Below are 25312 nucleotides of genomic sequence, written 5' to 3' on the forward strand. Positions count from 1 at the left end.
CCCGTTCGGGCTCTCCTGTCTGCACCCGAATGGGCCCATATAGGCTTTCCTGTCTGCACCCGTCCGGGTGCGGTCCCTTCCGCCTCGTCCGCAGGAGAGCCCTCCGTGACCCTTGCCCTCGACCCGTCCGGGACGCCGTCCGCCGATCCGTCCGCCGCGGCCGTGCCGCCGCTGTCCGACCTGGTGGCGCGTGACGCCCGGGAGTTCGGCGTGTACGCGCGCACCGGCGGCTGGGCCTTCGCGCTGATGGTGGCCCGCAGCGTGCGGCCGGGCGGGCAGGCCGCCGGCGAGTCGCCGAAGGTGTCGGCGAAGGAGTTCGCGGAGCTGGCCGGCTGCTCCCCCGAGCGGGTCATGCGCTACTACAAGGCCTGGGACCGGGCCGCCGACGACGGGATCGTCCCGCACTTCGAGACCCTGGAGCCGGGCCGGGACATCGAGCTGCCGGACGCCGACGTGTGGCTGAGCTACTACGTGTCCCGCAACAGCGCCACCTCCGAGCGCGGCACGGCGATCGCGCAGGCCGCGGAGGCCGAGGGCATCCGTCCCACCAAGGCGCTGGAGGTCGCCGAGAACCCGACCGCCCTGCGCGCGGCGATCCTCGCCGACCCCTCCACCGCCCGAGCGGCCCGCGCCGCCCTGCTGGACCGGGTCCGGGAGGACCCGGAGCTGCAGGCGGACCTGGCCCGGGACGTCGTACGGACCGACGACCTCAAGAAGGCCGTGGCGACCGAGAGCCGGGCGGCCGACCGGATCGGCTACGTCCGCCAGATCGCCGAGTCCGGGCAGATCCGGACCCCCGCCGGGCAGACCGTGGCGGCCCCCGCACAGCTGCGCGAGGAGGCCGAGCGGCATCTGTCGCTCATCGACGAGCTGGAGGCCGACGAGGACAGCGGCGAGTGGGCCGCCGAGGCCTACGACACCTTGAAGTCCCTCGTCGCCGAGACGGTCGAGGCCGATCCCGAGCTGCGGGTCCAGGAACGGCGGACCAGGTTCTACAGCAGCCTGCAGAAGGCGACCAGGGCGTTCGAGGAGCTGACCTTCGACGACGCGCAGGACTTCTACGAGGACGACATGGTCCAGCGCCTGGAGGAATTGCAGCAGGCCATCGGCAGCTGTCTGACCGCGCTGCGCGGAGTCCGCGGGAATCAGCCTCACGAGTGAGCAACCCTGGCGTCATGGGGGTACTAGAGGGCCCTACGCCCATTGTTCCCGGAGGCCCCCGCATGAGTTCGTCCGTGCACAAGACCCTGGTGGTGCAGCTCCTCGCGCACGGCACCGGCCGGTGTCCGGTACTGGCCCATCTCCGCTACGACGCCGACGACCCGTTCGCCGTCACCGCCGTGTTCGCCCACGACGGCCGTGTGCTGGCCTGCTGGCGGCTGGACCGGGAGATGCTCTCGGCCGGGCTGGCCGGACCGGTCGGCGTGGGGGACGTGCGGCTGCGGCCGGCCACCACCGGCCTCTGGCACGAGCTGCGGCTGGAGTTCCTCGGGGACACCCGGCCGGACGGCAGCCGGCACCGGGCGGTGGTGTTCGCCTGGGCGCCCGCGATCGCCGCGTTTCTGCGCGAGACCCACCGGATCGTCCCGCCGGGCCGGGAACACGTCCCGATGGACGAGCTGCTGGCGGAGATCCTCTCCGCGGGCTGAGTAGCCGTACTCATGTCCGCGGCTCCCGAACGGCGCCACGATGGGGCTCCTCGCCACCCTCGACCCAGGAGCCCCGCCGTGACCGCAGCGCACCCCGTCCCGCTCCCGACCGCGCGCCGTGTGCCGCCCGCCCTCTTCGCCGGCGTGGCGGCCGTGGGGCTGGCCGTGTCGGCGTGGGGCGCACGCGACCGCACCACCTGGTTCCTGGAGACGGTGTGGGCGCTGGTGGGCCTGCCCCTGGTGGTGCTGGCCTGGCGGCGCTTCCCGCTGACGGGGCTGCTGTGCGGGCTGCTGACGGCGCACGCGCTGGTCCTCGCGCTCGGCGGGCACTACACGTATGCGCAGGTCCCGGTGGGTGACTGGGTACGGGACACCGTCGGCCTGGACCGCAATCCGTACGACCGCTTCGGGCACCTGATGCAGGGCTTCGTCCCGGCGGTGCTGGTCCGGGAACTGCTCGGCCGCACATCGCCGTTGCGCGGCAGCCGGTGGCTGGCGCCGCTCACGGTGTGCGCCTGTCTCGCCTTCAGCGCCTGCTTCGAGCTGCTGGAGTGGCTGGCGGCCGAGATCGGGGGGCACGGCGCGGACGCGTTCCTCGCCACCCAGGGCGACGTGTGGGACACCCAGTGGGACATGTTCTGCGCGCTCGTCGGGGCCGTCCTGTCCCTGCTGCTGCTCAGCCGGGTGCACGACCGGCAGCTGCGGGCGCTGGAGGTGGTTGCCCCGGCACATCGTGATCAGTAACGTTCTCCGGGTGACTGCCGGGTCGGCCATGGGCCACGCACGAGTGAGGGTCCCGGCCTCGGCGTGAGCGCGAGGCGGGCGAGAGGCCCGCCACCGTCTCCGAGTTCCTGCCCCGGCGCCCCGAGAAGGCGCCCCGCCCAGCAGACCTCACGCCCGGAGACGCACCTTTCATGCAGACCAGCCCGCAGCACGCCCCGACGACCACCGTCCGGCTCGACCACACCGCCGTCCTCGCCCGGGACCGGCGGCTGTCGGCTGACTTCCTCGCCGCCGTCCTCGGCCTGACCGTCGGCGCCCCGTTCGGCCCGTTCCTGCCGGTCGACCTCGGCAACGGCGTGACGCTCGACTTCTACGAGCAGCGCGAGGGGCCCATACAGTCGCAGCACTACGCGTTCCTCGTGCCCGAGGAGCGGTTCGACGCCATGATCGCCCGGCTGGAGGCGCTCGACGTCACGTACTACGCCGATCCGCACCACACCGAGCCCGGCCGGATCAACCGCCTCTTCGGGGGCCGCGGCGCGTACTTCACCGACCCCTCCGGGCACAACATGGAGATCATGACCCGGCCCTACGTCCGCCCCTAGCCGGGCGGGCCGGCGCCGCACCGGCGCGAACGAGGGCACGGAACGGGAGCGGGCCACCGCCTCGCGCCGGTGCGGCGCCGGGTGTTCACCCGGTGGGGTGAGGATCCTGGTTGCCGTCCGCTCGGTGTAGGAGGCTTTCCGGTGGTGCCCGACCGATCCGTCGGCACGACGGCGACCATCACACGGAGGAGCCCATGGCCACCCCGGAGGACCTCAAGTACACCAAGGACCACGAGTGGGTCCGTGTCGCAGACGGCAAGGCCTACGTGGGCATCACCGACCACGCCCAGAAGCAGCTGGGTGACGTGGTCTTCGTCGAACTGCCCGAGCCCGGCGCCCGGTTCGACGCCTCGGAACCATTCGGCAGCGTGGAGTCCGTGAAGGCGGTGACCGAGGTCTACATGCCGCTGTCCGGCTCCGTCGCCGAGGTGAACGCCGCGCTCGACGGCGAGCCGGAACTGGTCAACACCGAGCCTTACGGCGACGGCTGGATGATCGTGATCACGCTGACCGACACACCGCAGCTGGGCGGCCTCCTCACCGCGGCCGAGTACGAGGAGTACATCACGGCGGAGTCCGAGTAGCGGGACCCGCCGCGGGGGCGTCCGGGCCGAGGGGCGTCTCGGCGCCCCTCCGCAGGCCGCCCCCTCAGCCGCCTTCCGGCCGCGTCGTGTGCCTGCGCCGGGCCCACAACGGCAGGCCGAACCAGCACGCGAGGTACCAGGCGACGACGGCCGCCACCAGATACGGCACATAGCCGTCGTGCGTGGCCACGCGGAGGATCAGCAGGAGGGACGACGTCATCGTCGCCAGCAGCAGGACCAGTCCGACGAACGTCATCCGGGAGGCCAGCCGCACCGCCTGCGGCTTGACCCGGCGACCGGAGACCAGCCGGTGCAGGGACACCGGCCCGATGAGGGCACCGGTCGCACAGGCGCCCAGCACGACGGTCACGATGTAGATCACCTGGTCGGTGAGGGTCAAGCGCTCGTACTTCGGCTGGAAGACGACGGTGAGCAGAAAGCCGAAGAGGATCTGGACCCCCGTCTGGGCCACCCGGACCTCCTGGATGAGTTCACCCCACATCCGGTCGGCCCGCTCCTCCTCGGTCTCGTTGCGCCCTCTGCGCCGTCCTTCCTCAGTCATGCGGTGCGTGTAACCGCCGGGTCGTTCGTTCAAACGGTCGACTCGCCCGCGCCTACCACCGGGACTCGACCTGGTCCTTGATCCGGCGCTCGTACAGCTCGCGGATCGCGCCGGACGTCTCCCGCGGCAGCGGCGGCAGTTTGGCCGCGGCGGCGTTGGCACGGGCCTGCTCCGGGTTGCGGGCGCCGGGGATGACCGTGGTCACGCCGTCCTGCTCGATGATCCAGCGCAGCGCCAGCTGGGCCGGGGTGTATCCCTCGGGGGCGAGCGCGGCGAACTCGGCGGCGGCCTCCACCCCCGTGCCGTAGTCCACGCCGGAGAAGGTCTCCCCCTGGTCGAAGGCCTCGCCGTGCCGGTTGAAGGTGCGGTGGTCGTCGGCCGCGAACACCGTGTCCTTCGTGTACCTGCCGGACAGCAGCCCGGAGGCGAGCGGCACGCGCGCGATGATGCCGACGCCGGCCTCGCGGGCGGCGGGCAGCACCTCGTACAGAGGCTTCATGCGGAACGGGTTGAGGATGATCTGCACGCTCGCCACGTTCGGCCGGGCGATCGCGGTGAGCGCCTCCGCGCAGGTCTCGACACTCACCCCGTACGCGGCGATGCGCTCCTCCTCCACCAGGGTGTCCAGGGCGTCGAACACCGCGTCCGAGGAGTAGACCGGGGTGGGCGGGCAGTGCAGCTGCACCAGGTCGATGCGGTCGACGCCGAGGTTGCGGCGCGAGCGGTCGTTCCAGGCACGGAAGTTGTCCAGGACGTAGTTCTCCGGGATCTGCTCGACCCGGCGGCCCATCTTGGTGGCCACCAGCACATGCAGATCGGGCCGTCCGCTCAGGAAGGCGGCGATGGTCCCCTCGCTGCGTCCGTCGCCGTAGACGTCGGCCGTGTCGAAGAACGTGACTCCGGCCTCGGCCGCCGCCTCCAGCACGGACAGGGCCTCCTTGTCGTCCACGTCGCCCCAGTCGGCGCCCAGCTGCCATGTGCCGAGACCGACCACCGATGCCCACTGACCCGACCTGCCGATTACGCGTTCGTCCATGGCGCCAGTCTGTCACTCGGTGCGGCGTCCCGCGGGGCCGGCCGGCGGGCGGTGCCGGTGTCGGCCGGTGCCCCTGCCACCGGGTGTCAGCTGTGCCTGGACGACGGGGCCGTAGCGGTCGACGACGGCGTCGGTGCCGGTGCCGCGCAGGTGCGGGCCGTGGGCGATGCCGTACATCACGCCGAGTCCGACGAGGGCGGCGACGGCGAGTTCGGCGCGCAGGCCGGCGTCGGGGCCGGTGAGCCGGGCGGCGAGGCGTTCGGTCACCTGGGCGCGGAAGTTGGCGCGCAGCACGTCCCCGTGGTCGCCGTGCAGCGGGGCGAAGGCGATGCGCAGCAGCGGGTCGGTGCCCCGCTCGCGCTGGCTGGACAGGACGTGGCGGACCATGTGCCGGCCGAGGTCGTCCAGCGGCGCGTCGAGCAGGTCGTCGGCGTCGGTGTCGAAGGACATCACGCGGGCGAAGAGCGCGTCCTTGTTGCCGAAGTACTTCAGGATCAGCGGCGGGCTGACGCCGGCCCGCTCGGCGACGTCCTTGAGGGTGATGTCGGCGTGGGCGTGCCGGGCCAGGAAATAGCGGGCGGCCTTCAGGATGGCGGCCTTGGTGGCCTCGGCGTCCCGGCGCGCGGGGGCGGGCGCCCGACCGGGTGGTGTGGTCATGGTCCTCATGCTCCCTCCATCGCCTCGTCCCGGGCGGCCGGGGTGGTGCCCCGGGCCCGCCGGGTGAGGCCGGAGGGGCCGTCGCCCGGGATGGTCAGGGCCGCCGCACAGGCCGCGAGGGCGACGGCGCCCGCCATGACGAAGGCGAGCTGGTACCCGCGCAGGGTGGGTACGGGGACACCGCCGACGGGGCTGGTGTGGTGGACGAGGACGGCGGCGACGGCCGCGCTGGAGACGGCCTGCCCGATGGTGCGCATGAGGACGTTGACGCCGTTGGCGGAGGCGGTCTGGGCGGCCGGCACGGCGCGCAGGATCAGGGTCGGCAGCGCGGAGTAGGCGAGCGTGGTACCGGTCGCCACCACCGTGGCCCCCAGGATGATCATCCACAGGTCGCGGCTGTCGGCGATGCGCAGGGCGTACCCGCAGGCGATGACGGCGGCGCCCAGCGCGAGGGTGATCCGCGGGCCGCGGGCGGCCGAGATACGGGCCGACAGGGGGGAGAACAGCAGCATGGTGACGCCGCCGGGCAGCAGGCAGAGACCGGTGGCGACGATGGACAGGCCGAGGCCGTACCCGGTGGCCTCGGGAGCCTGCACCAGCTGGGCGGTGACCAGGGAGTTGGCGTAGAAGGCGAACCCGGTCAGCAGGGCCGCCACATGGGACAGGCCCACGCGTGGCCGGGTGACCAGCCTCAGGTCGACCAGCGGCCGGGCGGTGCGCAGCTGCCGCCACCACCACAGGGCGAGGACCACGACGGCCGCGAGGAACAGGCCGAGGACCCGTGCGCTCCCCCAGCCCCAGATGCCGCCCTGGGAGACGCCGAGCAGGAGACAGATCAGCCCGGCGGCGAGGCCGAGGGCGCCGAGGACGTCGAACCGTCCGGGCTCCCGCACCGGCGACTCCTTCACCGCCCACCAGGTCGCCGCGACGCCGAGCGCGCCGAGGGCGCTGGTCAGCCAGAACATGGTGTGCCAGTCGGCGTACTGCACGACCAGCGCGGCGAGCGGCAGGCCGAGCGCGGCGCCGATACCGACGGTGGAGCTCATCAGCGCCACCGCCGAGCCCCGGCGCTCCGGCGGGAGTTCGTCGCGCAGGATGCTGATGGAGAGCGGGACGACGGAGGCGGCGGCGCCCTGGAGCGCGCGGGCGGCGATGAGCACGCCGATGTCGGAGGAGAGCGCGCACAGGACGGAGCCGACGGTCATCAGGGCGAGCGCGGCGGTGAGCACCCGGCGCTTTCCGTACATGTCGCCGGCCCGGCCGAGCACGGGGGTGAGGACGGCGCCGGCGAGCAGGGTCGCGGTGACCGTCCAGGAGACGGTGGCGGCCGACGCCCCGGTCAGCCGGGGCAGGTCGGGCAGCAGGGGGACGACCACGGTCTGCATGACCGCCATGAGGATGCCGCCCGACGCCAGTACGGGGATGGTGAGCCGGTCGCGCAGCCGGGACGCCGGGGTGCCGTCGCCGGGCGGCGGGGATATCGGGACGGGCTGGTCCATCGGCGCTCCTGCGGGCGGCACGGATACGAGGTGAATGGCCATTCACGCTATCCGGTGAATGGCCATTCACCAACTCCTCGCGCACCGGGAGCGACGCGCCGTCAGGCCAGGTTCCGCTCCAGCACGGCCACGTAGTTGCCCATGAAGTGGTCGCGGACGCCGTCGGAGGCGGGGGCGAACGGGTCCGCGGTCAGTCCCCTGGCCCGGTCGCCCAGCGCCGACAGCATCGGCATCGCCTCGTGCAGCCTGCCCGCGGAGTCGAAGTAGCGCAGTGCCCGCACATGGGTGAAGGCCGGCTCCGGCGGGAGATGCGGGACGATGTCGTTGTTGTTGACGAAGCGGTACATCCGGCCGCCGAAGCCCTTGTGGAACGCCTCGGCCAGCAGCCGGTCGCAGGTGCGGGGCTGGCCGTAGGTGTAGACGCCGTCGGCCGCCAGGTGCGGCTCCTCCAGGTACAGCCGGGCGCCGGCCAGCATGGCGAGCGCTCCGCCGAGGCTGTGCCCGGCGAGGTAGACGCTCTGGCCGTCGGTGCGCAGTTCGGCGAGGGTGTCGTGGACGGCCGGGTAGACGGATTCCAGGGCCTCGGCGAATCCGTGGTGGACGTAGCCGTTGCCGCCGGGGCCGGGCCGGGGCGGGGTGGTGGCGTCGGAGAGCCAGTCCTTGATCTGGGCGGGCTCGGTCCCGCGGAACGCCGTGACGATCATCCGGTCGCTCGCCAGGGTGTAGGCCTGGGTGTCCTGGAGCGGGAAGGGCGGGGTGAAGCGGGTGTGGTGGTGCCGTACCTCCTCGAAGCCCCACTGGGCGGCCTGATCCTCGATGGCGGCGGGCTCCTGGTAGGCCAGCTCGGCCGCGCGGGCCAGCCAGTAGGCGCGCTGGAGGCTGTAGCCGGTCGAGGTGTGGTCGAACGCGACGGGCACGGCCATGGGGGACTCCTTCGCTGTGGTGGTGCTGGTGGGGGGTGGGGAGCAGGAGCGGTCGCCGGAGGCCGGCCCGGCGGAGGGGCGCCAGGGTCTTTAGTTTGGATCAGGCCTGATCCGGCCTGATCCAAACGAAAGACCCTAGTCCCGGCGGGCCGTGGAGCGGGCGTGCAGGGCGCGGGCGGCGCGGGGGCCGAGCCAGCGCTTGAGCCGGCGCAGCGCCTCCATCCGTCCGGCGGCCTTGTCCAGGCCGTAGTACAGCTGCGGCGGGACGTACGGCAGCAGCGGCGAGTGGCGCTGGCCGAGCAGGGCGAACATGCGGTGCGGGGGCAGGTTGATGTAGCGGGGCAGGCTCTCGTACCACTGGGCGCTGTAGCGGGCCGCGCTCTGCACGGACAGCAGTTCCGCCTGGCGCCGGCGCTCGTAGGCGGCGAGGGCCTCGGGCAGCGCGGCGTGCTCGCGCAGGGCGCCGGCGAGGCACATGGCGTCCTCCAGGGCGAGGGTGGTGCCGGCGCCGATGGAGTAGTGGGTGGTGTGGGCCGCGTCGCCGAGCAGGACCAGGTTGCCGTGGTGCCAGGTGCGGTTGGTGAGGGTGCGGAAGTGCAGCCAGGAGGCGCCGGCGCGGGCGATCAGGGGGTGGCCGTCGAGGACGTCGGCGAAGAGCTTCTCCAGCAGGACGATGCCCTCGGCCTGGTCGGCCCGGTCCAGGCCGAGGCCGGTGAAGGTCTCCGGGGAGCACTCGACGACGCAGGTGCTGTGGTCGGCGCTGTAGCCGTAGCCGTAGGCCCAGATCCAGCCGTGCTCGGTCTCGGCGAAGGAGAAGGTGAAGGCGTCGAAGACCTTGGTGGTGCCGAGCCAGATGTAGTGGTTGCGGCCGGAGGTGATCCGAGTGCCGAAGTGGGCGGCCCGGTCGGTGCGCAGGGCGCTGTGCACGCCGTCGGCCGCGACGACGAGGTCCGCCCCGGCGGGCGGCCGGGTCGGCTCGCTCTCGAACTCCAGTCGGACGCCGAGGTCCCGGGCCCGGCCCGCGAGGACGTCGAGGAGCCGGTGCCGGCCGATGCCGAATCCCTGGTCGCCCTGGTGCCGGGTGGTCAGGTCCCGCACGTGGGCGACGCCGTCGCTCCAGCGGACGGAGTGGGTCTCGATCGCCCGCGCCGTGTCGGGGTCGTGTTCCTGGAGCTTGTCGAGGAGGCCGCGCCAGTACGTGACGCCCCAGCCGTAGGTGGAGCCCTCGGGGTTGCGTTCGTGGACGGTGATGTCATGGGACGGGTCCTGCAGTTTGAGCAGGATGGCGAGGTAGAGGCCCGCGGGCCCGCCTCCGACGCAGACGACCTTCACGTGCATACCCCTGACAGTCACTGGACGTGTTCGAACGGCACCGGAGGGTAGCAGGGTGACGGGCCGCGTGATCGCGTCAGTCTGTCGTGGTGAGCCACGCCACCCGGACGGACGGCACCCGGAAAGGATCATCGGAAAGCCGGGCGACCCGGCAAGGAATTCCCCGTTCCGGGGCAGATCGACCCACCGTCACAGCAAGATCATCTTCGTTCAACTCTGTATGACATGTGGTTAATTGTCCGGATCCCGGCCAACCGGTTCCGGGCGATTTCTTCCGCTCCACGACATCCCGATAGGCATGCGTCGTCACCACCGAACCACTCCTCAGGAGGACCCGCATGCCCGACATCACCCGGCGCCGCGCGCTCACCGCGGCGGCCGCCGTGGCCGCGACGGCCTCGGTCGTCACCCTCGCCGCACCCGCCGCGTCGGCCGCCGGCCACCACGACCACACCGCGCCCGACACCTTCGACGAGGTCTACCGGGGGCGCCGGATACAGGGCCGTCCGTCGAGCGGCGGCGGACACCACCACGAACACGGCGGCGGATACGAGGTGTTCATAGACGGCGTGCAGCTGCATGTGATGCGCAACGCCGACGGCAGCTGGATCAGCGTCGTCAGCCACTACGACCCGGTGGCCACCCCGCGTGCCGCCGCCCGTGCCGCGGTGGACGAGCTGCAGGGCGCCGCGCTGCTGCCGTTCCCCGCCAACTGACCGCCCCCGCAAGGAATTCCGGAGCACCGCGCACCATGACCGTACGCAAGAACCAGGCCGCCCTGACCGCCGACGAGAAGAAGCGGTTCGTCGGCGCCGTCCTCGAACTCAAGCGCAGCGGGCGCTATGACGATTTCGTCCGCACGCACAACGAGTTCATCATGGCGGACACCGACACCGGCGAGCGCACCGGCCACCGCTCGCCCTCCTTCCTGCCCTGGCACCGCAGATTCCTGCTCGACTTCGAGCAGGCGCTGCAGTCCGTGGACTCCTCGGTCGCGCTGCCCTACTGGGACTGGAGCACCGACCGCACGGTGCGCGCCTCGCTGTGGGCCCCCGACTTCCTCGGCGGCACCGGCCGCAGCTCCGACGGCCGGGTGACGGACGGTCCGTTCGCCGCCTCCACCGGCAACTGGACGATCAACGTGCGCGTCGACGGCCGTACGTTCCTGCGCCGCTCGCTCGGCACCGGCGTGCGCGAGCTGCCGACGCGCGCCGAGGTGGATTCGGTGCTGTCGATGGCGACGTACGACATGGCGCCGTACAACAGCGCCTCGGACGGCTTCCGCAACCACCTGGAGGGGTGGCGCGGGGTGAACCTGCACAACAGGGTGCACGTCTGGGTCGGCGGGCAGATGGCCACCGGCGTGTCCCCCAACGACCCGGTGTTCTGGCTGCACCACGCCTACGTCGACAAGCTGTGGGCGGAGTGGCAGCGCCGGCACCCGGGCGCGGCCTATGTGCCGGCGGCCGGCACGCCGGACGTGGTGGACCTGAACGACACCATGAAGCCGTGGAACGACGTGCGCCCCGCGGACCTGCTGGACCACACCGCGCACTACACGTTCGACGTCTGATCAGGCCTCGGCCGTGCGGCACTCCGGGTGGCCCCAGCCCTGCGCGTTCTTGGCGATCTTCTCGCCGGCCGCGTAGGAGCGGCCGCACAGGCAGCGGCCGGGGAACTTCGCCTTGATGGTGCGGGAGGACGCGCCGCCGCCGGTGCGGCGGGGCGTCTTCCCGCGCGGCGCCCCGGCCGCCTTCGGGGTGTCCGGCGACGGCGGGGGCTCCGGCGAGCCGAGCGCGCTGCCGGCCGGCTCCTGGACGGAGGCCGCCTGGCTGGCCGCGCGGTCGGCGAAGTCGTTCAGCGGGTCGCCGTCCACCTGGTGGGCGGGCACGTAGCGGAACTCGACCGAGCGGCCGCCGAGCAGCTCGTCGATGCGGATCACCAGGTCCTGGTTGGCGACGGGCTTGCCGGCGGACGTCTTCCAGCCGTTGCGCTTCCAGCCGGGCAGCCACGTGGTGACGGCCTTCATCGCGTACTGGGAGTCCATCCGGATCTCCAGCGGCACGTCCGGGTCGACGGCCGCGAGGAGCTGTTCCAGGGCCGTCAGTTCCGCGACGTTGTTGGTGGCCCTGCCGAGCGGGCCCGCCGCCCAGCGGGCGGGGGTCCGCTCGTCGTCGTCCGAGACCACCCACGCCCATCCGGCCGGTCCGGGGTTCCCCTTCGAAGCCCCGTCGCACGCGGCCACCATACGTTCACGCATGTGCTCGATCATGCCATGGCCCGGCGGAGCGCTGTTCCGGGCCGGGTCACACGTCCTTGATCTTCGGCATCTCGCCCTCGGTGGTCGTGATGTCGATCACCGAGAAGTTGGCGCCCTGCGGGTCGCCGAGCGCGGCGAACCGGCCGAAGGGGCTGCTCATCGGCCCGAAGCGGAGGATCCCGCCGAGCTTGACGGCCCGGTCGACGGCCGTGTCGCAGTCGTCGACGGTGAAGTAGACGTTGATGTACGACGGCACCTCGGGCGGGAAGTCGTCGGTCATCCGCATCCGGCCGAGGACGGTGTCCTCGCCGATGTCGAACATCCGGAAGTCCACCGCGTCGTCCTCGATCTGCTTCATCCGGTACGGGAAGACCGCGGAGAGGAAGGCGTCCGCCTGCTCCGCGTCACGCGTGAAGACCTCGGCCCAGCAGTAGGCGCCGGGCGTGGCCGTGGTCTCGAAGCCCTCGTGGGTGCCCGCCTGCCACACGCCGAACACGGCCCCGCTGGGCTCCCGGGCCAGGCACATCGTGCCGAAATCGGCGACCTGCATCGGCTCCATCAGCACTTCGCCGCCGTGCTCCCGGATCCGCTCCGCGGTGGCCGCGGCGTCCGGCGACGCGAAGTACAGGCACCACTGCGACTGGCCCTCCTGGCCGGGCATGGGCGGGACGACGGCCGCCACGGCCTTGCCGTCGACGTAGGCCTGGGTGTAGTTGCCGTACTGCGACGACGACTCGCCGAAGGTCCAGCCGAGGACGTCGCCGTAGAACCTCTTCGCTCCCTCGACGTCACTGAACATCGCATCGGCCCAGCAGGGCGTTCCCTCGGGTTGCACGGCCATGATCGGGCCCTCCCGTTCAGCTGGTCTGTCCCGCTCCCTCACGCTAGTCATCCCGCGGTCGGCCCGCGCGCCGAACGCCGGACGCCGAAACCCCTCCCGCCCCAGGGTGCGGAGGTGTGACACCGGCGCGCGATCGCCCCATCTTCCCCAGCGCGCTCTCGGCGGCAGGTTTGCACCACACCATGATCGAAACCGCCCCTTTCGCGCTGTACCAGGACATCGGCCGTCCTGTTTGGCTGGTCCGAGCGCACCGGCACCCTGCGCACCGCCGACCGATCCACCTCTCCCCCGTCCGCCTCTCCGCAGGAGGGAATGTGTCCACTCCGGACATCGCCACCGGTTCCGCAGTCGACGAATCCGAGCCCGGGGCGCCCGCAGACGCCCAGCTCACCAGCCTGGGCACCCGGGCGGCCCGGCAGCTGACCACCACCACCAAGTCCGCACCGCAGATGCAGGCCATCACCTCGCGGTGGCTGCTGAAGACCCTGCCGTGGGTGGACGTCAAGGGCGGCGCCTACCGGGTCAACCGGCGTCTGCAACTGCGCACCGGCCGCGGACGTGTGCACTTCGAGCAGAACGGCGCCGACGACATCCGGGTCGTGCCCGAGACACTGACCGAGCTGCCGATCCTGCGCGGCTATCCCGACCTCGACGTGCTCCGGGAGATCGCCGGCCGCTTCCAGCCACGGGAGGTGCGCCCGGGCCAGGTGCTGTTCGAGGCGGGACAGCCGGTCACCGAGGCGTACCTCGTGGCACACGGACGGTTCACCCGCTACGCCACCGGGAAGTACGGCGAGGAGGAGATCGTCGGCGTCGTCACCGACGGCGACCAGATGGGCGACGAGGCGGTCGGCCAGTCCGATCCGCTGTGGCTGGCCTCGGTCCGGGCGGAGACCGCCGGTGTGGTGCTGGCGCTGCCCTGGGCGGTGGTGGAGGAGTTCACCGAGCGGGTGCCGTCCCTCGCCGCCCACCTGGCGGCGTACGTCGAGCGGCAGCGCCGGCCGATGAACCGCAAGGGCGAGGCGGAGGTGCCCGTACAGGCCGGCCATGTGGGCGAGCCGACCCTGCGGGGCGGCTTCGTCGACTACGAACTCACCCCGCGCGAGTACGAGTTGTCACTCACCCAGACCGTGCTGCGGGTGCACACCCGGGTCGCCGACCTCTACAACGACCCGATGGACCAGACCGCCCAGCAGCTGCGGCTAACCGTCGAGGAGATCCGCGAACGGCAGGAGTGGGAGCTGGTCAACAACCGCGAGTTCGGGCTCCTGCACAACGTCGACTACGGCCAGCGGATCAGCACCTTCGCGGGGCCGCCGACGCCGGACGACATGGACGAACTGCTGGCGATGCGGCGCAAGACGAAGGTGTTCCTCGCCCATCCGAAGGCGATCGCGGCCTTCTTCCGGCAGTGCAACCGGCGGGGCCTGGTGCCCGGCACCGCGAGCGTCGACGGTCACGAGGTGCCCGCCTGGCGCGGGGTGCCGATCTTCCCGTGCAGCAAGATCCCGATCACCGAGAACCACACCAGCAGCATCATCGCGCTGCGTACCGGCGAGGCCGACCAGGGCGTGGTCGGCCTCTACCAGACCGGTATCCCCGAGGAGTACCAGCCGGGCCTGAACGTCCGCTTCATGGGGATCAACAGCGCCGCCGTCGTCAACTACCTCGTCACCGCCTACTACTCGCTGGCCGTCCTGGTTCCCGACGCGGCGGGGATCCTGGAGAACGTCCAGCTCGGCCGGACGGCCGAGTGACGGCCGGGAGCACCGCCATGAGCACACCGACCGACTCCTACCGGCTGCCCGGTCCGCCCGACATCGCCCGGAGCATGCGCCGCGACCGGCGCACCGGGACGATCCCCGGACTGCACCACCAGCCGGCCGCTCCCGCCGACCCGGCGAAGGCCGCGGAGGTCGACCGCCGGCTGGAGACCTGGGCCCGCGGGCTGGACCTGTTCCCCGAGGCGTGGAAAGGGGACTTCTCCGGCTTCCAGTTCGGCCGGGCCGTCGTGCTGCAGCATCCGGGCGCCCTGGACCTGGAGCGCCTGACGGCCGCCGGCAAGCTGCTGCTCGCCGAGAACGTCGTCGACTCCTGCTACTGCGAGGAGGACGAGGGCCGGGGCGGCGCGCGCCGGGGTCTGGGCGGGCGGCTGGTCGTGGCCCAGTCGGCGCTCGACCCTTACCACGGCATCCCGGAACTGGAGGAGGAGTGGCGCCGGGGAGTGCGGGCCGACGGTCCGCTGCGCTCGTACCACTTCGCCCTCGCCGACTACGCCGCCTTCGCCACGCCCAGTCAGACCGACCGGTTCGTGCACGACATCGCACGGCTGCACCTGGGCTATCTGGCCGAGGCCGCCTGGGCCGAGACCCGGTACGTGCCCAGGGTGTGGGAGTACCTGGTGATGCGGCAGTTCAACAACTTCCGGCCCTGTCTGTCGATCGTCGACGCGGTCGACGGCTACGAACTGCCCGAGCAGATCTACGCCCGCCCCGAGATCCAGCGGATCACCGCGCTCGCCTGCAACGCCACCACCATCGTGAACGACCTGTACTCCTTCACCAAGGAGCTGGCCAGCGACCCGAACCACCTCAACCTGCCGCAGGTGGTCGCGGCCAACGACCGCCGCGGGCTGAAGGCCGCCTATCTGAAGTCCGTCGAGATCCACAACCGGATCATGGAGGCCTTCGAGGAGGAGTCCGCCCTGCTGGCGGGCACCTCGCCCCTCGTGGAGCGCTACGCCCAGGGGCTCGCCGCCTGGGTGTCCGGCAACCACGAGTGGCACGCCACCAACACCCACCGCTACCACCTGCCCGAGTACTGGTAAGCGCCCCCGCTTCCGCGGAACGAAACACCGTCACATGCGCCATGAGGAGTCACCGTTGACGACCGTGCCCGTCGCCCGGACCGCATCCGTTTCCGTGCCGGCCCAGTCCACCTACCAGAGTCGCGTCGCCGACTACTGGAACGCCGAGGAGAACCCGGTCAACCTGGAGCTCGGCAAGATCGACGATCTCTACCACCACCATTACGGAATCGGGGCGGCCGACCGCTCGGTGCTCGACGAGCCGGACAGCACGCTGCGCCGGGAGCGCGTCACCACCGAACTGCACCGGCTCGAACACGCCCAGGCCGAGCTGCTCGCCTCCCACCTGGGGCCGCTCTCCCCCGCCGACCGGGTCTTCGACGCCGGCTGCGGCCGCGGCGGCGGCAGCGTCGTGGCGCATCTGCGGCACGGCTGCCACGCCGACGGTGTCACCATCTCGGCGAAGCAGGCGGAGTTCGCCAACGCGCAGGCCCGCGCGCGGGGCATCGACGACAAGGTGCGCTACCACCACCGCAACATGCTCGACACCGGCTTCGAGACCGGCGGGTACGCGGCGTCCTGGAACAACGAGTCCACCATGTACGTCGAACTGGACCTGCTGTTCGCCGAACACGCCCGGCTGCTGCGCCGGGGCGGACGCTACGTGGTGATCACCGGCTGCTACAACGACACCTACGGGCAGGCCTCCCGCGAGGTGTCCCTCATCAACGCGCACTACATCTGCGACATCCATCCGCGCTCGGAGTACTTCCGCGCGATGGCCCGGAACCGGCTGGTGCCGGTCCATGTCGAGGACCTGACGGAGGCCACCCTTCCGTACTGGGAGCTGCGCAGGGAGGCCGACCACCTGGTCACGGGCATCGAGGACACCTTCCTGTCCGCGTACCGCAACGGCAGCTTCCAGTATCTGCTCATCGTGGCCGACCGGGTTTGAGCCCGCCGAAAATCCGTCGACAGCGAGGGCGGCGAGGCGCTGGGATGGCTCCGATGAGTGCCTTCGACAGCCGGCATCCGCAGAGGATGCACACGGACGAGGTCGACCTCGACGCCCCGCTGGTCCGGCGTCTGATCGCCCGCGAGTTCCCGCAGTGGGCCCCGCTGCCCGTCCGGCGTCTTCCGTCCTCCGGGACCGAGAACGCCATGTTCCGCCTGGGGACCGGCCTCGTGGTGCGGCTGCCCCGGCGCCCGGCCGCCGTACCGGACGTGACGCACGAGCTGAACTGGCTCCCCCGGCTCGGCCCGCTGCTGCCGGTGGCGGTGCCCGAGCCGCTGGGGGTGGGCGGACCGGACGCGGACTTCCCGTGGCCCTGGTCCGTCTACCGCTGGCTGGAGGGCCGCAATCCGGTGGCGGGTGCCGTCGAGACGCCGGAGCGGCTCGCCGAGGAGCTGGGGGCGTTCGTGCGCGCACTGCGCCGCGTCGACCCCCGGGACGGTCCGCCCGGTTACCGGGCCGGCCCCCTGGGGGTCCGTGACGACTCCACCCGCGCGGCCGTCGCCGAGCTGGGCGGGAGGGTCGACACCGAGGCGGTGACGGCCTGCTGGGAGCAGGCGCTGCGGGCCCCGGGGCACTCCGGGCCACCGGTGTGGGCCCACGGGGACCTGTCTCCCGGCAACGTGCTGGTCGACGGCGGCCGGCTGAGCGCCGTGATCGATTTCGCCACCGCCGGGGTCGGCGACCCCGCCGTGGATCTGATGGTGGCCTGGAACCTGCTGCCCGCGACGGCCCGGGACACCTTCCGCAAGGCCGTGGGCGCCGACGACGCGGAGTGGGCGCGCGGCCGGGGCTGGGCGCTGTCGGTCGCGCTGATCCAGCTGCCCTACTACTGGCACACCAACCCGGCCCTGGCGGAGAACTCCCGGCATGTGATCACCGAGATCCTCGCCGAGACGGGGTAGGCGCCCCGGTCCGCTACTCGCCCGCGTACACCTTCTCCAGCTCCGCGACGTCCAGCTTGCCCATCCCCATCATGGCCTTGGTGGCACGCGCGGCCTTCTCCGGGTCCGGGTCGCCGACCATGTCGATCAGCCGGGCGTAGACGACCTGCCAGGACACGCCGTACCGGTCCTTGAGCCAGCCGCAGGGGCCGCCCTCGCCGCCGTTCTCGGTGAGCTTCGTCCAGTAGTGGTCGATCTCCTGCTGGTCGGAGCACATGATCTGGAAGGAGACGGCCTCGTTGAACGTGAACTGGGGGCCGCCGTTGAGCGCGACGAACTTCTGGCCGTTGGCCGTGAACTCCACGGTGAGCACGGAGCCGGCCGGGCCGGGTCCGGACTCGGTCCACCGGACGACGCGGCCGACGCGGGAGTCGGGGAAGACCGACACGTAGTAGTGCGCGGCCTCCTCGGCCTGGCCGTCGAACCAGAGACACGTGGTGAATCCGTCGGTGGTCATGAGTACCTCCTGGAGCGTGGGACGCGGTCATCCGTATCGACCGCCGGCCGCGTCGAAACTCATCGGCCGCATCCACGTATCACCCGAACGGCGGAGCGACTCCCGCCTAGCATCCGGATCATGGCTTCCACCACCGATGCCTCCGAGTCCCCCGAGTCCCCCGAGTCCCCCGACGAGAGCGTCCGGCCCTTCCGCCTCGCGGTGCCGCAGAGCGACCTCGACGACCTGTACGACCGCCTCGACCGCACCCGCTGGCCCGCCGAACTGCCCGGCGCGGGCTGGGAGTACGGCGTCCCTGCCGGCTATCTGCGGGAGCTGGCCGGATACTGGCGGCACACCTACGACTGGCGTGCCGCGGAGGCGCGGCTGAACGCGTGGCCGCAGTTCACCACCACGATCGACGGCGCGCACATCCACTTCGCGCACCTGCGCTCCCCCGAACCGGACGCCACCCCCCTGCTGCTGACCCACGGCTGGCCGGGCTCGCTCGTGGAGTTCTGGGAGGTGGCCGGGCCGCTCGCCGACCCGGCGGCCCACGGCGGGGATCCGGCCGACGCCTTCCACGTCGTGGTGCCGACCATTCCCGGCTTCGGGCTGTCCGGGCCCACCACGGAGCCCGGCTGGGAGGCGGGCCGGGTCGCCGACGCCTGGGCGGAGCTGATGCGCCGGCTCGGCTACGAGCGGTTCGGCGCCCAGGGCGGCGACTGGGGCGCCGCGATCACCCGCGAGTTGGGCCGCGCCCATCCCGACCGGGTGATCGGCGTCCACCTCAACCTGCTGCCCGGCGCGCACGCGGCCACCGAGCCGGCCGAGGAGGAACTGGCCGGGCTCGGGCCCGAGGAGCGGGAGCGGACGCTGCGGTCGTGGCGCGCCTGGGCGCAGTGGTCGCGGGAGGGCACCGGATACGCCGTGCTCCAGTCGACCCGGCCGCACACCGTCGGCTACGCCCTGACCGACTCGCCCGTCGGCCAGCTCGCCTGGATCATCGAGAAGTTCCGGGAGTGGAGCGACTGCGCGGAGCTGCCGGAGGAGGCCGTCGACCGGGACAGGCTGCTGACCAACGTGATGCTGTACTGGCTGACCGGCACGGCCGCCTCCTCCGCCCGGATCTACTACGAGCGGGCGCACGCCACCGGCCGTACCGCCCGCCCGGCCGAGCCGTCGACGGTACCGACCGCGCTCGCCCTGTTCCCCGCCGAACCGCAGATCCCGCTGCGGCACAAGGCGGAGCGCACCGAGAACCTGGTGCGCTGGACGGAGTTCGGCCGGGGTGGCCACTTCGCGGCCATGGAGGAGCCGGACCTCCTGCTCGACGATGTCCGGGCGTTCTTCCGGCAGCTCCGGGAGCAGTGACCCGGCGGGGCTGCCGGGCCGGTCGGCCCGGCAGAGCCCCTGGGAGGGCCGGTGCGGTCCACGGCACCGGCCCCACGGCAGAGGAGCCCCTCGTCGGCGCCGTGCGGGGGCTGTTTCACGCCGGTGCGGCACAGAGGTGGCATGCGACGCGTCACGGCGGGTAGGCGCCCTGTGAGCGTCTCGGCGGGGACGCATGGCCCGCCCGAGACCGGGTACCCGCGGAGCACGCGATCTGAACAAGATCGGATGCAGAGGCCGAACAGGCTGATGTCCAGCCGTGACTTTTGTGGGAGAGGTAATGGATACCGCCGCCGGGATCCGGTCGGGAGCAGAGGTCCTCGAGCGGACCGAGCAGGACAGGACGGGCGAGGGATCACTGCCTGGCATCGCGGACCCGGCGTCCGTCGCACCACGGGACGCGCGCGAGCTGTCCCGCGAGTTCTTCCGTCGGCTCGCCGAGCTGGAGGAGGGTACGCACGAGTACCAGTACGCGCGCAATACCCTCATCGAGATGAACATGTCGCTGGTGCGCTTCGCGGCCGGACGGTTCCGGGGCCGTGGCGACGACATGGAGGACATCGTCCAGACCGGCATGATCGGCCTGATCAAGGCCATCGACCGGTTCGATCTCTCGCGCGAGGTCGAGTTCACCTCGTTCGCCCTGCCGTACATCGTCGGCGAGATCAAGCGCTTCTTCCGGGACACCACCTGGGCCGTCCATGTGCCGCGGCGGCTCCAGGAGCTGCGGGTGGAGCTGGCCAAGGCCCGCGAGGAGCTGTCCAGCCGGCTGGACCGGGACCCGACGGTGGCCGAGCTGGCCACGCTGATGAACCTCTCCGCTGGCGAGGTGGTCGAGGCCCAGCTCGCCTCCAACGGCTACAACTCCGCATCGCTGGACGCCGCGCTCACCGGTGACGGCCCCGAGGACGGCGAGGCGGTGCTCGCCGACTTCATCGGCGTGGAGGAGGAGGGGCTGCGGCTCGTCGAGGACTTCCACGCCCTGGCGCCGCTGATGGCGGAGCTGAGCGACCGCGACCGGCAGATCATCCATCTGCGGTTCGTGGAGGAAGCCACCCAGGCGGAGATCGGGGAGCGCCTCGGATGCTCCCAGATGCATGTCTCCCGGCTGATCAAGCGGATCATCACCCGGCTGCGCCAGGGGATGCTCGGCGAACTCGGCTGCGCGTGACACGGCGGCCCTGAGGGGCTTTCCCGGCGCCTCAGGGCTGGATCCGAGGGCTCGACGCGGTGGGGCAGTTCTGGGGCCCTCGGCAGGGTCAGCGTCCGAGCGGGAACACCGCCCGAACCCGCTTCCCCACCGGGACGCGTTCCACGGTGACCTCCGAGGCCAGGGCGTGCACGATCTCCAGACCGTGCCGTCCGACGCGCTGAGGGTCCTTCGGGAAGCGGCGGGGCAGGGCGGTACTGCTGTCGTACACGGACACCACGATCGAGCTGTCCGTGCCCTCCAGCTCCAGGATGTACGGGCCGCTGCTGTGCCGGTCGGCGTTGGTCACCAGCTCACTCACCATCAGAAGCAGCTCGCCGTCGGCGCGGCCGTCGGTGGCGGCGCACCATTCGGTCCGCAGCTGCCGGAGGAACTGCGCCGCGAAGGCACGGGCCTCGGCGATGCATCCGGGTTCGCCGGTGTAGTGCGCCGCGCTTCGCAGCGGCTCCACGGGTACGTCGAAACCAGTCGGTATCACTGCCCCGCCCAGGTGCTCGGTCATGCTGTCTCTCTCGGAATGCCCGGTCCGGCCGGTCGCTGTTGCACCAGTCCTCGTACCCCGAGTGGGGCCCGCCAGTCCACCCAATACGTTCGCTGACCGCGCACAGTGACGATCGTCACCCGCCGGAGGGGCCGATGAGGCGTCTCAGGTCGTGGGAGAGCCCGGCTCCTCCCGCTCGGACGAGGTCGTCTGCGGCTGTACTCCCGTCCCGGGGACCTGTCCCGGCGCGGACTCCGGGCGGGAAGCGGACGAGGCCGGAGCCGTGCCGGCGGACGTCCTGGTCGCCGCGGACCCGGGCGACGAGGCCGACGGCTCCGTGGCCGACGACTCCGTCGACGGGGTCCCGGTCGGCGCGATCCCGGCCGACGGCGTCTGCCTCGACGGCGAGGTATTCCCGTGGCGCGACGAGGAGGTGGGCGAGGTGGCCGGGGCGGTGGACGCGGGGGGCGGGGTCGAGGACGGGGCCGTGGACCTCGGGGACGGCGAGGGCGACCTGGGAGTGGGCGGCGTCGACTTCGAGGACGGGGACGTCGGTCGCGCGGCGGGAGACGTCGACTCCGACGAGGCCGTCGGCGTGGAGGACGTCGGCTTCGAGGCGGACGAGGGCCCTGAAGTCCGCGAGGACGAGGTCGGGGACGACATCGAGGGACCGGTCCGCGCGGCGGTCGGCGTACAGGGCTGCGACGTGGCGCCCGGCGTACGGGTCGTCCCCGGGGTGGCCGCGCACGGCAGCGGCCGGTTCCACGGATCCGGGTCCTTCGGCGGCCTGGCGTTCCCGTCGCGGCCTCCGGTGCCGTCGCCGCGATGGCGGTCCACCCACTCCTCGTGGCGCGGGTCGTAGATCACGAAGACCGTGACGATCGCCGGAGCCGGCTTCACCACGACGACGTCCGCCGGCCGGTACGCCGACCAGCGCTCCCCCACCAGCTTCGGCGCGGTGCGCCGGGCGACCGGGTCGGCCAGCGGATTGCCGCACGCACAGCGCAGCCGGGGCATGCCGTGTCCGTCGACGAGCACCGCCGTACCGGCCTGGAGGACGGACTGGTAGGTGGTGGTGACGCCGTTGCGGTACCCGTGGTTCGTGACCCGGGTGTCCGCGCGCAGTTGGACGGAGGTGAGGGAGCGCAGATATGCGGCGACGGCGGAGGGCCGCACGCCGACCACCGAGGCGAACGCCCGGTTCCTGTCCGGGTCGGCGCGCAGCACCCTGATCTGCTTCTCGACATCGCAGCTGGGGGTCCTCCGGGTGCCGCTGTAGAGGCCGGGCGCCCCGCCCTGCACCCCGCGGATCACGTTGGCCGCGCCGGTGGGTGCGGTGGAGCCGGTGGCGGGGGGCGTGGAGCCGCGGGTGGGTGACGGGGGCCGCGCGGAGCCGTCGGTCGCGGTCGACTCGGTGAACGGGTGCTCGCCCGTACTGTTGGCCGCCTCCAGGAAGATCTCGCCGCCCTCGGCGGAGGATCCGCCGCCGGGTCGGGTGAGGACCACCGCGAGGACGGCACCGACGATCAGCACGGCGGTGAGCGCGGCCAGGCGGGGCACCGACCGCCACCACGGCCGGTGTGGCTCCTCGGGTCCGGGGGCGCTCGGCGGAGGCTGCCCGCGCGGCGGACCGGACGGCGGCGGACCGGACGGCGGTCCGGAGGGCGGCGGTCCTGAAGGCAGTGGGGAAGAGCCGGACAGGGGGCCGGAGGGCGGCCCGGTGGGGCGGTCGGAGTTCGGAGGTTCGACGCTCACGAGCACTTCTTCCCGTCGCGATGCGCGGCTGCGCTCACACCAGGGTCGTTAAACCCTTCTTTGGTGCGTTTGCATGCACATTGCCCCCATTGTGTGCCGGAGGGCGGTGCGGCCCGCAAGCCGACGCGGGCGTCCCACCCGGCGGGCGACGCGCCACGGCGCACTACGGGTTGCCCCTGCTCGGCATCGGCGCTCGCGGGCGGCGGCCTGACCGGGCGTCCCTCGTCGTCGCTCTCAGCCCCCACTCCCGCTCCCGGACGAGCCGAGGACCGGAGCGGCCCAGGACGGGGGCCGGACGGCGGCCTCGGCCGGCACCGGGGGGCCGGGCCTGCCGCCGGTGCCGGGGGTGGCCACGGCCGTGCGCAGGGCGGCGACGAAGGCGAGGCAGGTGGCGTAGCGGGCGTCCGGGCTCTTGGCCAGGGCGGTGGCGAAGACGGGGTCGAGGGCCGGGGCGAGGCCGGGGCGGGTCCGGCTCGGCGGGGGCGGCTCGTCGTACTGATGGGCCCACAGCAGGGCCATGTCGTCCTCGCGCCGGAACGGGGGGCGGCCGGTGAGGGTCTCGTAGACGACGCAGGAGAGACCGTAGACGTCGCAGCGGCCGTCGACCGGGCGCCCGGAGATCTGTTCCGGGGACACGTAGTCGAGGGTGCCGACGAACTGGCCCACGCTGGTGAACCCGGTCAGGGACAGCGACTTCTTGGTGAGCCCGAAGTCGGTGAGGTACACGTGCTCGGGGTGGTCGCGGTCGGCGCCCTCGGCGACCAGGATGTTGCCGGGCTTCACGTCCCGGTGGACCAGGCCGTGCTCGTGGGCGGCGTCCAGGGCGGAGGCCACCTGGGCGGCGATCCGCACCGCGTCCGGCGGCGACAGCGGTCCGTTCCCGTCCAGGAGGTGGCGCAGATCGCTGCCGGGGACGTACCGCATGGCGATGTAGAGCACCCCGTCGGTCTCGCCGGCCTCGAAGACGGGCACGATGTGCGGGTGGTCGATGGACGCGGCCACCTGCGACTCGTGGGTGAAACGCCTGCGGAAGGTGTCGTTGCGGGCCAGTTCCGGGGCGAGCAGTTTGAGGGCGACCGTGCGGTCCAGGCGCAGGTCGTGCGCGCGGTACACGACGGCCATCCCACCGCGCCCGATCTCGCCCTCGATGCGGTAGCCCGCCACCTGCCGGCCGACCAGTCCGGCGGGGCCGCCGGAGAACAGGCCGGCCTCGTCCGTCATCCGCGCTCACCCTCGGACACGACCAGCCGGGTGGGGGCGTGCCGGGGGTCGTCCGCGCCGGTCACCGGCCGGTCGGTGGCGTGGGTGCTCAGCCGCCGTCCGTCGCCGTACATCCACCGCCCCTCCTGCGGGTCGTACAGCCACATCGACTCGCCGTCGACCACGAGCCCGATCCTCACTCCCCGGGCTCGGCCCGCGAAGCCCTCGCCGTCCAGGGCACCCGACGCCAGCTCCTCCACGGCGGCCCGGTAGTCGGCCAGCGCCTGTTCGGCACGGGCCAGCAGGGGCCGCGGATCCGCGGTGTCGCCGTTGCCGTCGGTGCCGTCGGTGCCGTCGGTGCCGTCGGCGGTGGGCGGATCCTCGGGCACGGCGACCAGGCAGCGGCCGTCGACCCAGGCGGACCAGCCGTTGGCGCAGCGGATGCGCCCCCAGTCGCCGCGCCGCTCCAGGAGCTGCACCGGCAGCAGCGGGTCCAGGGGCACCGTGGGCCGCGCCGGGTCCGGTGCCTCCCAGGCGGGCATGCCGCGCCGCGGGACGACGTGCGTGGGCCGGAATCCGGGAGCGGTCATCGCCTGCCTACTTCCGCGTCACGGCCGGCTCCTGCCGGCGCGGCGGCCGGGCGGTCGCGCACCGTGCGGCCCGCCTCCGGCACCCTCGCGTGTGCGGGTGCGGGCGACATGACCGGCCACTCGGCCATGCCGAAATTCTACCGATGCGCACACGTCCGCGCCCCGCGCCGCGTCACGGGGCGTCCCGCGCGGCGCCCGGGTCCGCCGGTCAGGCGACGGGTACGACGAGCGCCGGGACGGTCCGCTGCATGCGCAGCGCGTCGACGGACTCCGCGAGCAGCTCGTACTCGGTGGTGTCGTCACCGGTCGCGAGCCGTACCAGCCGGCCCGCGGCCAACTCGTCGGCGACCAGTTCCTGTTGGGCGGGGTCGCCGCACCAGGCGCGCAGTACGGCCGGCACGTCGGGCACGGTGTCGGCGACCGGGACGAGCGAGCGGGACGGGAAGTGTCCGGCCTCGGGCTGCGGGTCGAGGCGGTCGGCGATCCAGCTCGCGCGGTCGCGCAGCCACCACAGGGCGAGGGCCAGGGTGGGCGCCCGGTAGGTGCCGAGGGGCACTCCGACGCGCTGTCCGCCGCAGGTGCCGTACGCGGTGACATGGCACAGGAACTCGTCGTGCATGCGCACTCCCCCCGGTAGCGTCGTTCGCCTGCCGGCCGGCCTCGCTTTCGATGCGACCCATGTGCGGTGCGTGATCGGAACCTCGCTCGAAGTGAAGTTCCACACTGACGAGTATGTTCACTGCTGAACCACTGTCACCATGACTTTCCGGCCACTCTCTTGGCATATTCCGCCCGGCCGGTGGCCTGAATGCGGC

General features: G+C 72.4%; 26 protein-coding genes and 1 pseudogene. 13 read left to right on the forward strand and 14 right to left on the reverse strand.

Going from position 1 to position 25312, the window contains the following annotated elements:
- The first annotated feature begins 105 nt into the window (after positions 1-105).
- The 5 genes from ACZ7KF_RS21585 to gcvH all read left to right on the forward strand — a co-directional run bounded on the left by ACZ7KF_RS21585 (position 106) and on the right by gcvH (position 3561).
- Positions 106-1161 carry a hypothetical protein gene (locus tag ACZ7KF_RS21585; RefSeq protein WP_471077236.1) on the forward strand — a complete coding sequence of 352 codons (1056 nt, stop codon included), beginning with the start codon at positions 106-108 and terminating at the stop codon, positions 1159-1161.
- A 62-nt stretch (positions 1162-1223) separates the two neighbouring features.
- Positions 1224-1649, forward strand: a complete 426-nt coding sequence (locus tag ACZ7KF_RS21590; RefSeq protein WP_471077239.1) for an SsgA family sporulation/cell division regulator — start codon at positions 1224-1226, stop codon at positions 1647-1649.
- Between the two features lie 78 nt (positions 1650-1727).
- Entirely contained in the window at positions 1728-2393 is a 666-nt protein-coding gene (locus ACZ7KF_RS21595; protein WP_471077242.1) for a DUF2238 domain-containing protein, read from the forward strand.
- 170 nt (positions 2394-2563) lie between these two features.
- Positions 2564-2977, forward strand: a complete 414-nt coding sequence (locus ACZ7KF_RS21600; protein ID WP_471077245.1) for a VOC family protein — start codon at positions 2564-2566, stop codon at positions 2975-2977.
- A gap of 194 nt (positions 2978-3171) precedes the next feature.
- Positions 3172-3561: a glycine cleavage system protein GcvH gene (gene gcvH / locus ACZ7KF_RS21605; RefSeq protein WP_471077248.1), complete on the forward strand. Its 390-nt coding sequence runs from the start codon at positions 3172-3174 to the stop codon at positions 3559-3561.
- A 64-nt stretch (positions 3562-3625) separates the two neighbouring features.
- On the opposite strand, the gene ACZ7KF_RS21610 is transcribed toward gcvH, so the two are convergent.
- From ACZ7KF_RS21610 to ACZ7KF_RS21635, 6 genes are all read right to left on the reverse strand, one after another.
- On the reverse strand, positions 3626-4123 hold the full coding sequence (locus tag ACZ7KF_RS21610) for a DUF6328 family protein (RefSeq protein ID WP_471077251.1): 498 nt from the start codon (positions 4121-4123) through the stop codon (positions 3626-3628).
- 52 nt (positions 4124-4175) lie between these two features.
- Positions 4176-5159, reverse strand: coding sequence for an aldo/keto reductase (locus tag ACZ7KF_RS21615; protein WP_471077254.1), 984 nt, complete (start codon positions 5157-5159; stop codon positions 4176-4178).
- Positions 5160-5171: 12 nt separating this feature from the next.
- Positions 5172-5825 carry a TetR/AcrR family transcriptional regulator gene (locus ACZ7KF_RS21620; protein WP_471077257.1) on the reverse strand — a complete coding sequence of 218 codons (654 nt, stop codon included), beginning with the start codon at positions 5823-5825 and terminating at the stop codon, positions 5172-5174.
- The gene (locus ACZ7KF_RS21625) at positions 5822-7315 is read right to left on the reverse strand and encodes an MFS transporter (RefSeq protein ID WP_471077260.1); all 1494 of its coding nucleotides are present in this window, start codon (positions 7313-7315) and stop codon (positions 5822-5824) included. Before ACZ7KF_RS21625 ends, ACZ7KF_RS21620 begins: the two co-directional genes overlap by 4 nt.
- 101 nt (positions 7316-7416) lie before the next feature.
- Positions 7417-8238, reverse strand: a complete 822-nt coding sequence (locus ACZ7KF_RS21630; RefSeq protein WP_471077263.1) for a lipase family protein — start codon at positions 8236-8238, stop codon at positions 7417-7419.
- Positions 8239-8373: 135 nt separating this feature from the next.
- Entirely contained in the window at positions 8374-9576 is a 1203-nt protein-coding gene (locus tag ACZ7KF_RS21635) for an FAD-dependent monooxygenase (RefSeq protein WP_471077266.1), read from the reverse strand.
- A gap of 332 nt (positions 9577-9908) precedes the next feature.
- On the opposite strand from ACZ7KF_RS21635, the gene melC1 reads away from it, so the two are divergent.
- Entirely contained in the window at positions 9909-10286 is a 378-nt protein-coding gene (melC1, locus tag ACZ7KF_RS21640; RefSeq protein WP_225825449.1) for an apotyrosinase chaperone MelC1, read from the forward strand.
- A 35-nt stretch (positions 10287-10321) separates the two neighbouring features.
- Positions 10322-11143 carry a tyrosinase MelC2 gene (melC2, locus tag ACZ7KF_RS21645; protein WP_471077270.1) on the forward strand — a complete coding sequence of 274 codons (822 nt, stop codon included), beginning with the start codon at positions 10322-10324 and terminating at the stop codon, positions 11141-11143.
- Here the strand turns inward: melC2 and ACZ7KF_RS21650 are convergent, their stop codons facing one another.
- Together ACZ7KF_RS21650 and ACZ7KF_RS21655 are read right to left on the reverse strand one after the other, a co-directional pair.
- The gene (locus ACZ7KF_RS21650; protein ID WP_471077273.1) at positions 11144-11842 is read right to left on the reverse strand and encodes a ribonuclease H family protein; all 699 of its coding nucleotides are present in this window, start codon (positions 11840-11842) and stop codon (positions 11144-11146) included.
- A gap of 34 nt (positions 11843-11876) precedes the next feature.
- Positions 11877-12671, reverse strand: coding sequence for a VOC family protein (locus tag ACZ7KF_RS21655; protein WP_471077276.1), 795 nt, complete (start codon positions 12669-12671; stop codon positions 11877-11879).
- A 314-nt stretch (positions 12672-12985) separates the two neighbouring features.
- On the opposite strand from ACZ7KF_RS21655, the gene ACZ7KF_RS21660 reads away from it, so the two are divergent.
- Genes ACZ7KF_RS21660 through ACZ7KF_RS21675 form a run of 4 tightly spaced genes read left to right on the forward strand, consistent with a single transcriptional unit; the run spans position 12986 to position 17394 of the window.
- Positions 12986-14428 carry a family 2B encapsulin nanocompartment shell protein gene (locus tag ACZ7KF_RS21660; protein ID WP_471077279.1) on the forward strand — a complete coding sequence of 481 codons (1443 nt, stop codon included), beginning with the start codon at positions 12986-12988 and terminating at the stop codon, positions 14426-14428.
- A 17-nt stretch (positions 14429-14445) separates the two neighbouring features.
- On the forward strand, positions 14446-15498 hold the full coding sequence (locus ACZ7KF_RS21665) for a family 2 encapsulin nanocompartment cargo protein terpene cyclase (RefSeq protein ID WP_471077282.1): 1053 nt from the start codon (positions 14446-14448) through the stop codon (positions 15496-15498).
- Between the two features lie 55 nt (positions 15499-15553).
- Positions 15554-16432, forward strand: coding sequence for a geranyl diphosphate 2-C-methyltransferase (locus tag ACZ7KF_RS21670; protein WP_471077285.1), 879 nt, complete (start codon positions 15554-15556; stop codon positions 16430-16432).
- Positions 16433-16485: 53 nt separating this feature from the next.
- Complete coding sequence (locus ACZ7KF_RS21675) at positions 16486-17394, forward strand: aminoglycoside phosphotransferase family protein (protein ID WP_471077288.1); 909 nt, start codon at positions 16486-16488, stop codon at positions 17392-17394.
- Between the two features lie 13 nt (positions 17395-17407).
- Here the strand turns inward: ACZ7KF_RS21675 and ACZ7KF_RS21680 are convergent, their stop codons facing one another.
- The gene (locus tag ACZ7KF_RS21680) at positions 17408-17890 is read right to left on the reverse strand and encodes a VOC family protein (protein WP_471077291.1); all 483 of its coding nucleotides are present in this window, start codon (positions 17888-17890) and stop codon (positions 17408-17410) included.
- 120 nt (positions 17891-18010) lie between these two features.
- On the opposite strand from ACZ7KF_RS21680, the gene ACZ7KF_RS21685 reads away from it, so the two are divergent.
- The gene (locus tag ACZ7KF_RS21685; protein ID WP_471077294.1) at positions 18011-19243 is read left to right on the forward strand and encodes an epoxide hydrolase family protein; all 1233 of its coding nucleotides are present in this window, start codon (positions 18011-18013) and stop codon (positions 19241-19243) included.
- A gap of 298 nt (positions 19244-19541) precedes the next feature.
- Positions 19542-20432 (forward strand): RNA polymerase sigma factor SigF, encoded by an 891-nt coding sequence (locus ACZ7KF_RS21690; protein ID WP_471077297.1) that lies wholly within the window; start codon positions 19542-19544, stop codon positions 20430-20432.
- 88 nt (positions 20433-20520) lie between these two features.
- On the opposite strand, the gene ACZ7KF_RS21695 is transcribed toward ACZ7KF_RS21690, so the two are convergent.
- The 5 genes and pseudogenes from ACZ7KF_RS21695 to ACZ7KF_RS21715 form a co-directional block, all read right to left on the reverse strand.
- Complete coding sequence (locus ACZ7KF_RS21695) at positions 20521-20973, reverse strand: ATP-binding protein (RefSeq protein WP_471077300.1); 453 nt, start codon at positions 20971-20973, stop codon at positions 20521-20523.
- A gap of 480 nt (positions 20974-21453) precedes the next feature.
- Positions 21454-22707: pseudogene (locus ACZ7KF_RS21700) on the reverse strand (DUF6777 domain-containing protein); the annotation flags it as partial.
- Between the two features lie 234 nt (positions 22708-22941).
- Positions 22942-23928 carry a serine/threonine-protein kinase gene (locus ACZ7KF_RS21705; RefSeq protein ID WP_471077303.1) on the reverse strand — a complete coding sequence of 329 codons (987 nt, stop codon included), beginning with the start codon at positions 23926-23928 and terminating at the stop codon, positions 22942-22944.
- Positions 23925-24497, reverse strand: coding sequence for a hypothetical protein (locus ACZ7KF_RS21710; RefSeq protein ID WP_471077306.1), 573 nt, complete (start codon positions 24495-24497; stop codon positions 23925-23927). The genes ACZ7KF_RS21705 and ACZ7KF_RS21710 overlap by 4 nt, the downstream gene beginning before the upstream one ends.
- Positions 24498-24705: 208 nt before the next feature.
- Entirely contained in the window at positions 24706-25116 is a 411-nt protein-coding gene (locus ACZ7KF_RS21715) for a hypothetical protein (RefSeq protein ID WP_471077309.1), read from the reverse strand.
- Between the last annotated feature and the right edge of the window lie 196 nt (positions 25117-25312).

This window comes from Streptomyces sp. NPDC038200 (genome assembly GCF_055600785.1).

Excerpts from the sequence above, each read along its gene's own strand:
- ACZ7KF_RS21590 (WP_471077239.1), top strand. The coding sequence starts at position 1,224 with ATGAGTTCGTCCGTGCACAAGACCCTGGTGGTGCAGCTCCTCGCGCAC.
- ACZ7KF_RS21600 (WP_471077245.1), top strand. The coding sequence starts at position 2,564 with ATGCAGACCAGCCCGCAGCACGCCCCGACGACCACCGTCCGGCTCGAC.
- gcvH (WP_471077248.1), top strand. The coding sequence starts at position 3,172 with ATGGCCACCCCGGAGGACCTCAAGTACACCAAGGACCACGAGTGGGTC.
- ACZ7KF_RS21610 (WP_471077251.1), bottom strand. The coding sequence starts at position 4,123 with ATGACTGAGGAAGGACGGCGCAGAGGGCGCAACGAGACCGAGGAGGAG.
- ACZ7KF_RS21615 (WP_471077254.1), bottom strand. The coding sequence starts at position 5,159 with ATGGACGAACGCGTAATCGGCAGGTCGGGTCAGTGGGCATCGGTGGTC.
- ACZ7KF_RS21620 (WP_471077257.1), bottom strand. The coding sequence starts at position 5,825 with ATGAGGACCATGACCACACCACCCGGTCGGGCGCCCGCCCCCGCGCGC.
- ACZ7KF_RS21625 (WP_471077260.1), bottom strand. The coding sequence starts at position 7,315 with ATGGACCAGCCCGTCCCGATATCCCCGCCGCCCGGCGACGGCACCCCG.
- ACZ7KF_RS21630 (WP_471077263.1), bottom strand. The coding sequence starts at position 8,238 with ATGGCCGTGCCCGTCGCGTTCGACCACACCTCGACCGGCTACAGCCTC.
- ACZ7KF_RS21635 (WP_471077266.1), bottom strand. The coding sequence starts at position 9,576 with ATGCACGTGAAGGTCGTCTGCGTCGGAGGCGGGCCCGCGGGCCTCTAC.
- melC1 (WP_225825449.1), top strand. The coding sequence starts at position 9,909 with ATGCCCGACATCACCCGGCGCCGCGCGCTCACCGCGGCGGCCGCCGTG.
- melC2 (WP_471077270.1), top strand. The coding sequence starts at position 10,322 with ATGACCGTACGCAAGAACCAGGCCGCCCTGACCGCCGACGAGAAGAAG.
- ACZ7KF_RS21650 (WP_471077273.1), bottom strand. The coding sequence starts at position 11,842 with ATGATCGAGCACATGCGTGAACGTATGGTGGCCGCGTGCGACGGGGCT.
- ACZ7KF_RS21655 (WP_471077276.1), bottom strand. The coding sequence starts at position 12,671 with ATGGCCGTGCAACCCGAGGGAACGCCCTGCTGGGCCGATGCGATGTTC.
- ACZ7KF_RS21665 (WP_471077282.1), top strand. The coding sequence starts at position 14,446 with ATGAGCACACCGACCGACTCCTACCGGCTGCCCGGTCCGCCCGACATC.
- ACZ7KF_RS21675 (WP_471077288.1), top strand. The coding sequence starts at position 16,486 with ATGAGTGCCTTCGACAGCCGGCATCCGCAGAGGATGCACACGGACGAG.
- ACZ7KF_RS21680 (WP_471077291.1), bottom strand. The coding sequence starts at position 17,890 with ATGACCACCGACGGATTCACCACGTGTCTCTGGTTCGACGGCCAGGCC.
- ACZ7KF_RS21685 (WP_471077294.1), top strand. The coding sequence starts at position 18,011 with ATGGCTTCCACCACCGATGCCTCCGAGTCCCCCGAGTCCCCCGAGTCC.
- ACZ7KF_RS21690 (WP_471077297.1), top strand. The coding sequence starts at position 19,542 with ATGGATACCGCCGCCGGGATCCGGTCGGGAGCAGAGGTCCTCGAGCGG.
- ACZ7KF_RS21695 (WP_471077300.1), bottom strand. The coding sequence starts at position 20,973 with ATGACCGAGCACCTGGGCGGGGCAGTGATACCGACTGGTTTCGACGTA.
- ACZ7KF_RS21705 (WP_471077303.1), bottom strand. The coding sequence starts at position 23,928 with ATGACGGACGAGGCCGGCCTGTTCTCCGGCGGCCCCGCCGGACTGGTC.
- ACZ7KF_RS21710 (WP_471077306.1), bottom strand. The coding sequence starts at position 24,497 with ATGACCGCTCCCGGATTCCGGCCCACGCACGTCGTCCCGCGGCGCGGC.
- ACZ7KF_RS21715 (WP_471077309.1), bottom strand. The coding sequence starts at position 25,116 with ATGCACGACGAGTTCCTGTGCCATGTCACCGCGTACGGCACCTGCGGC.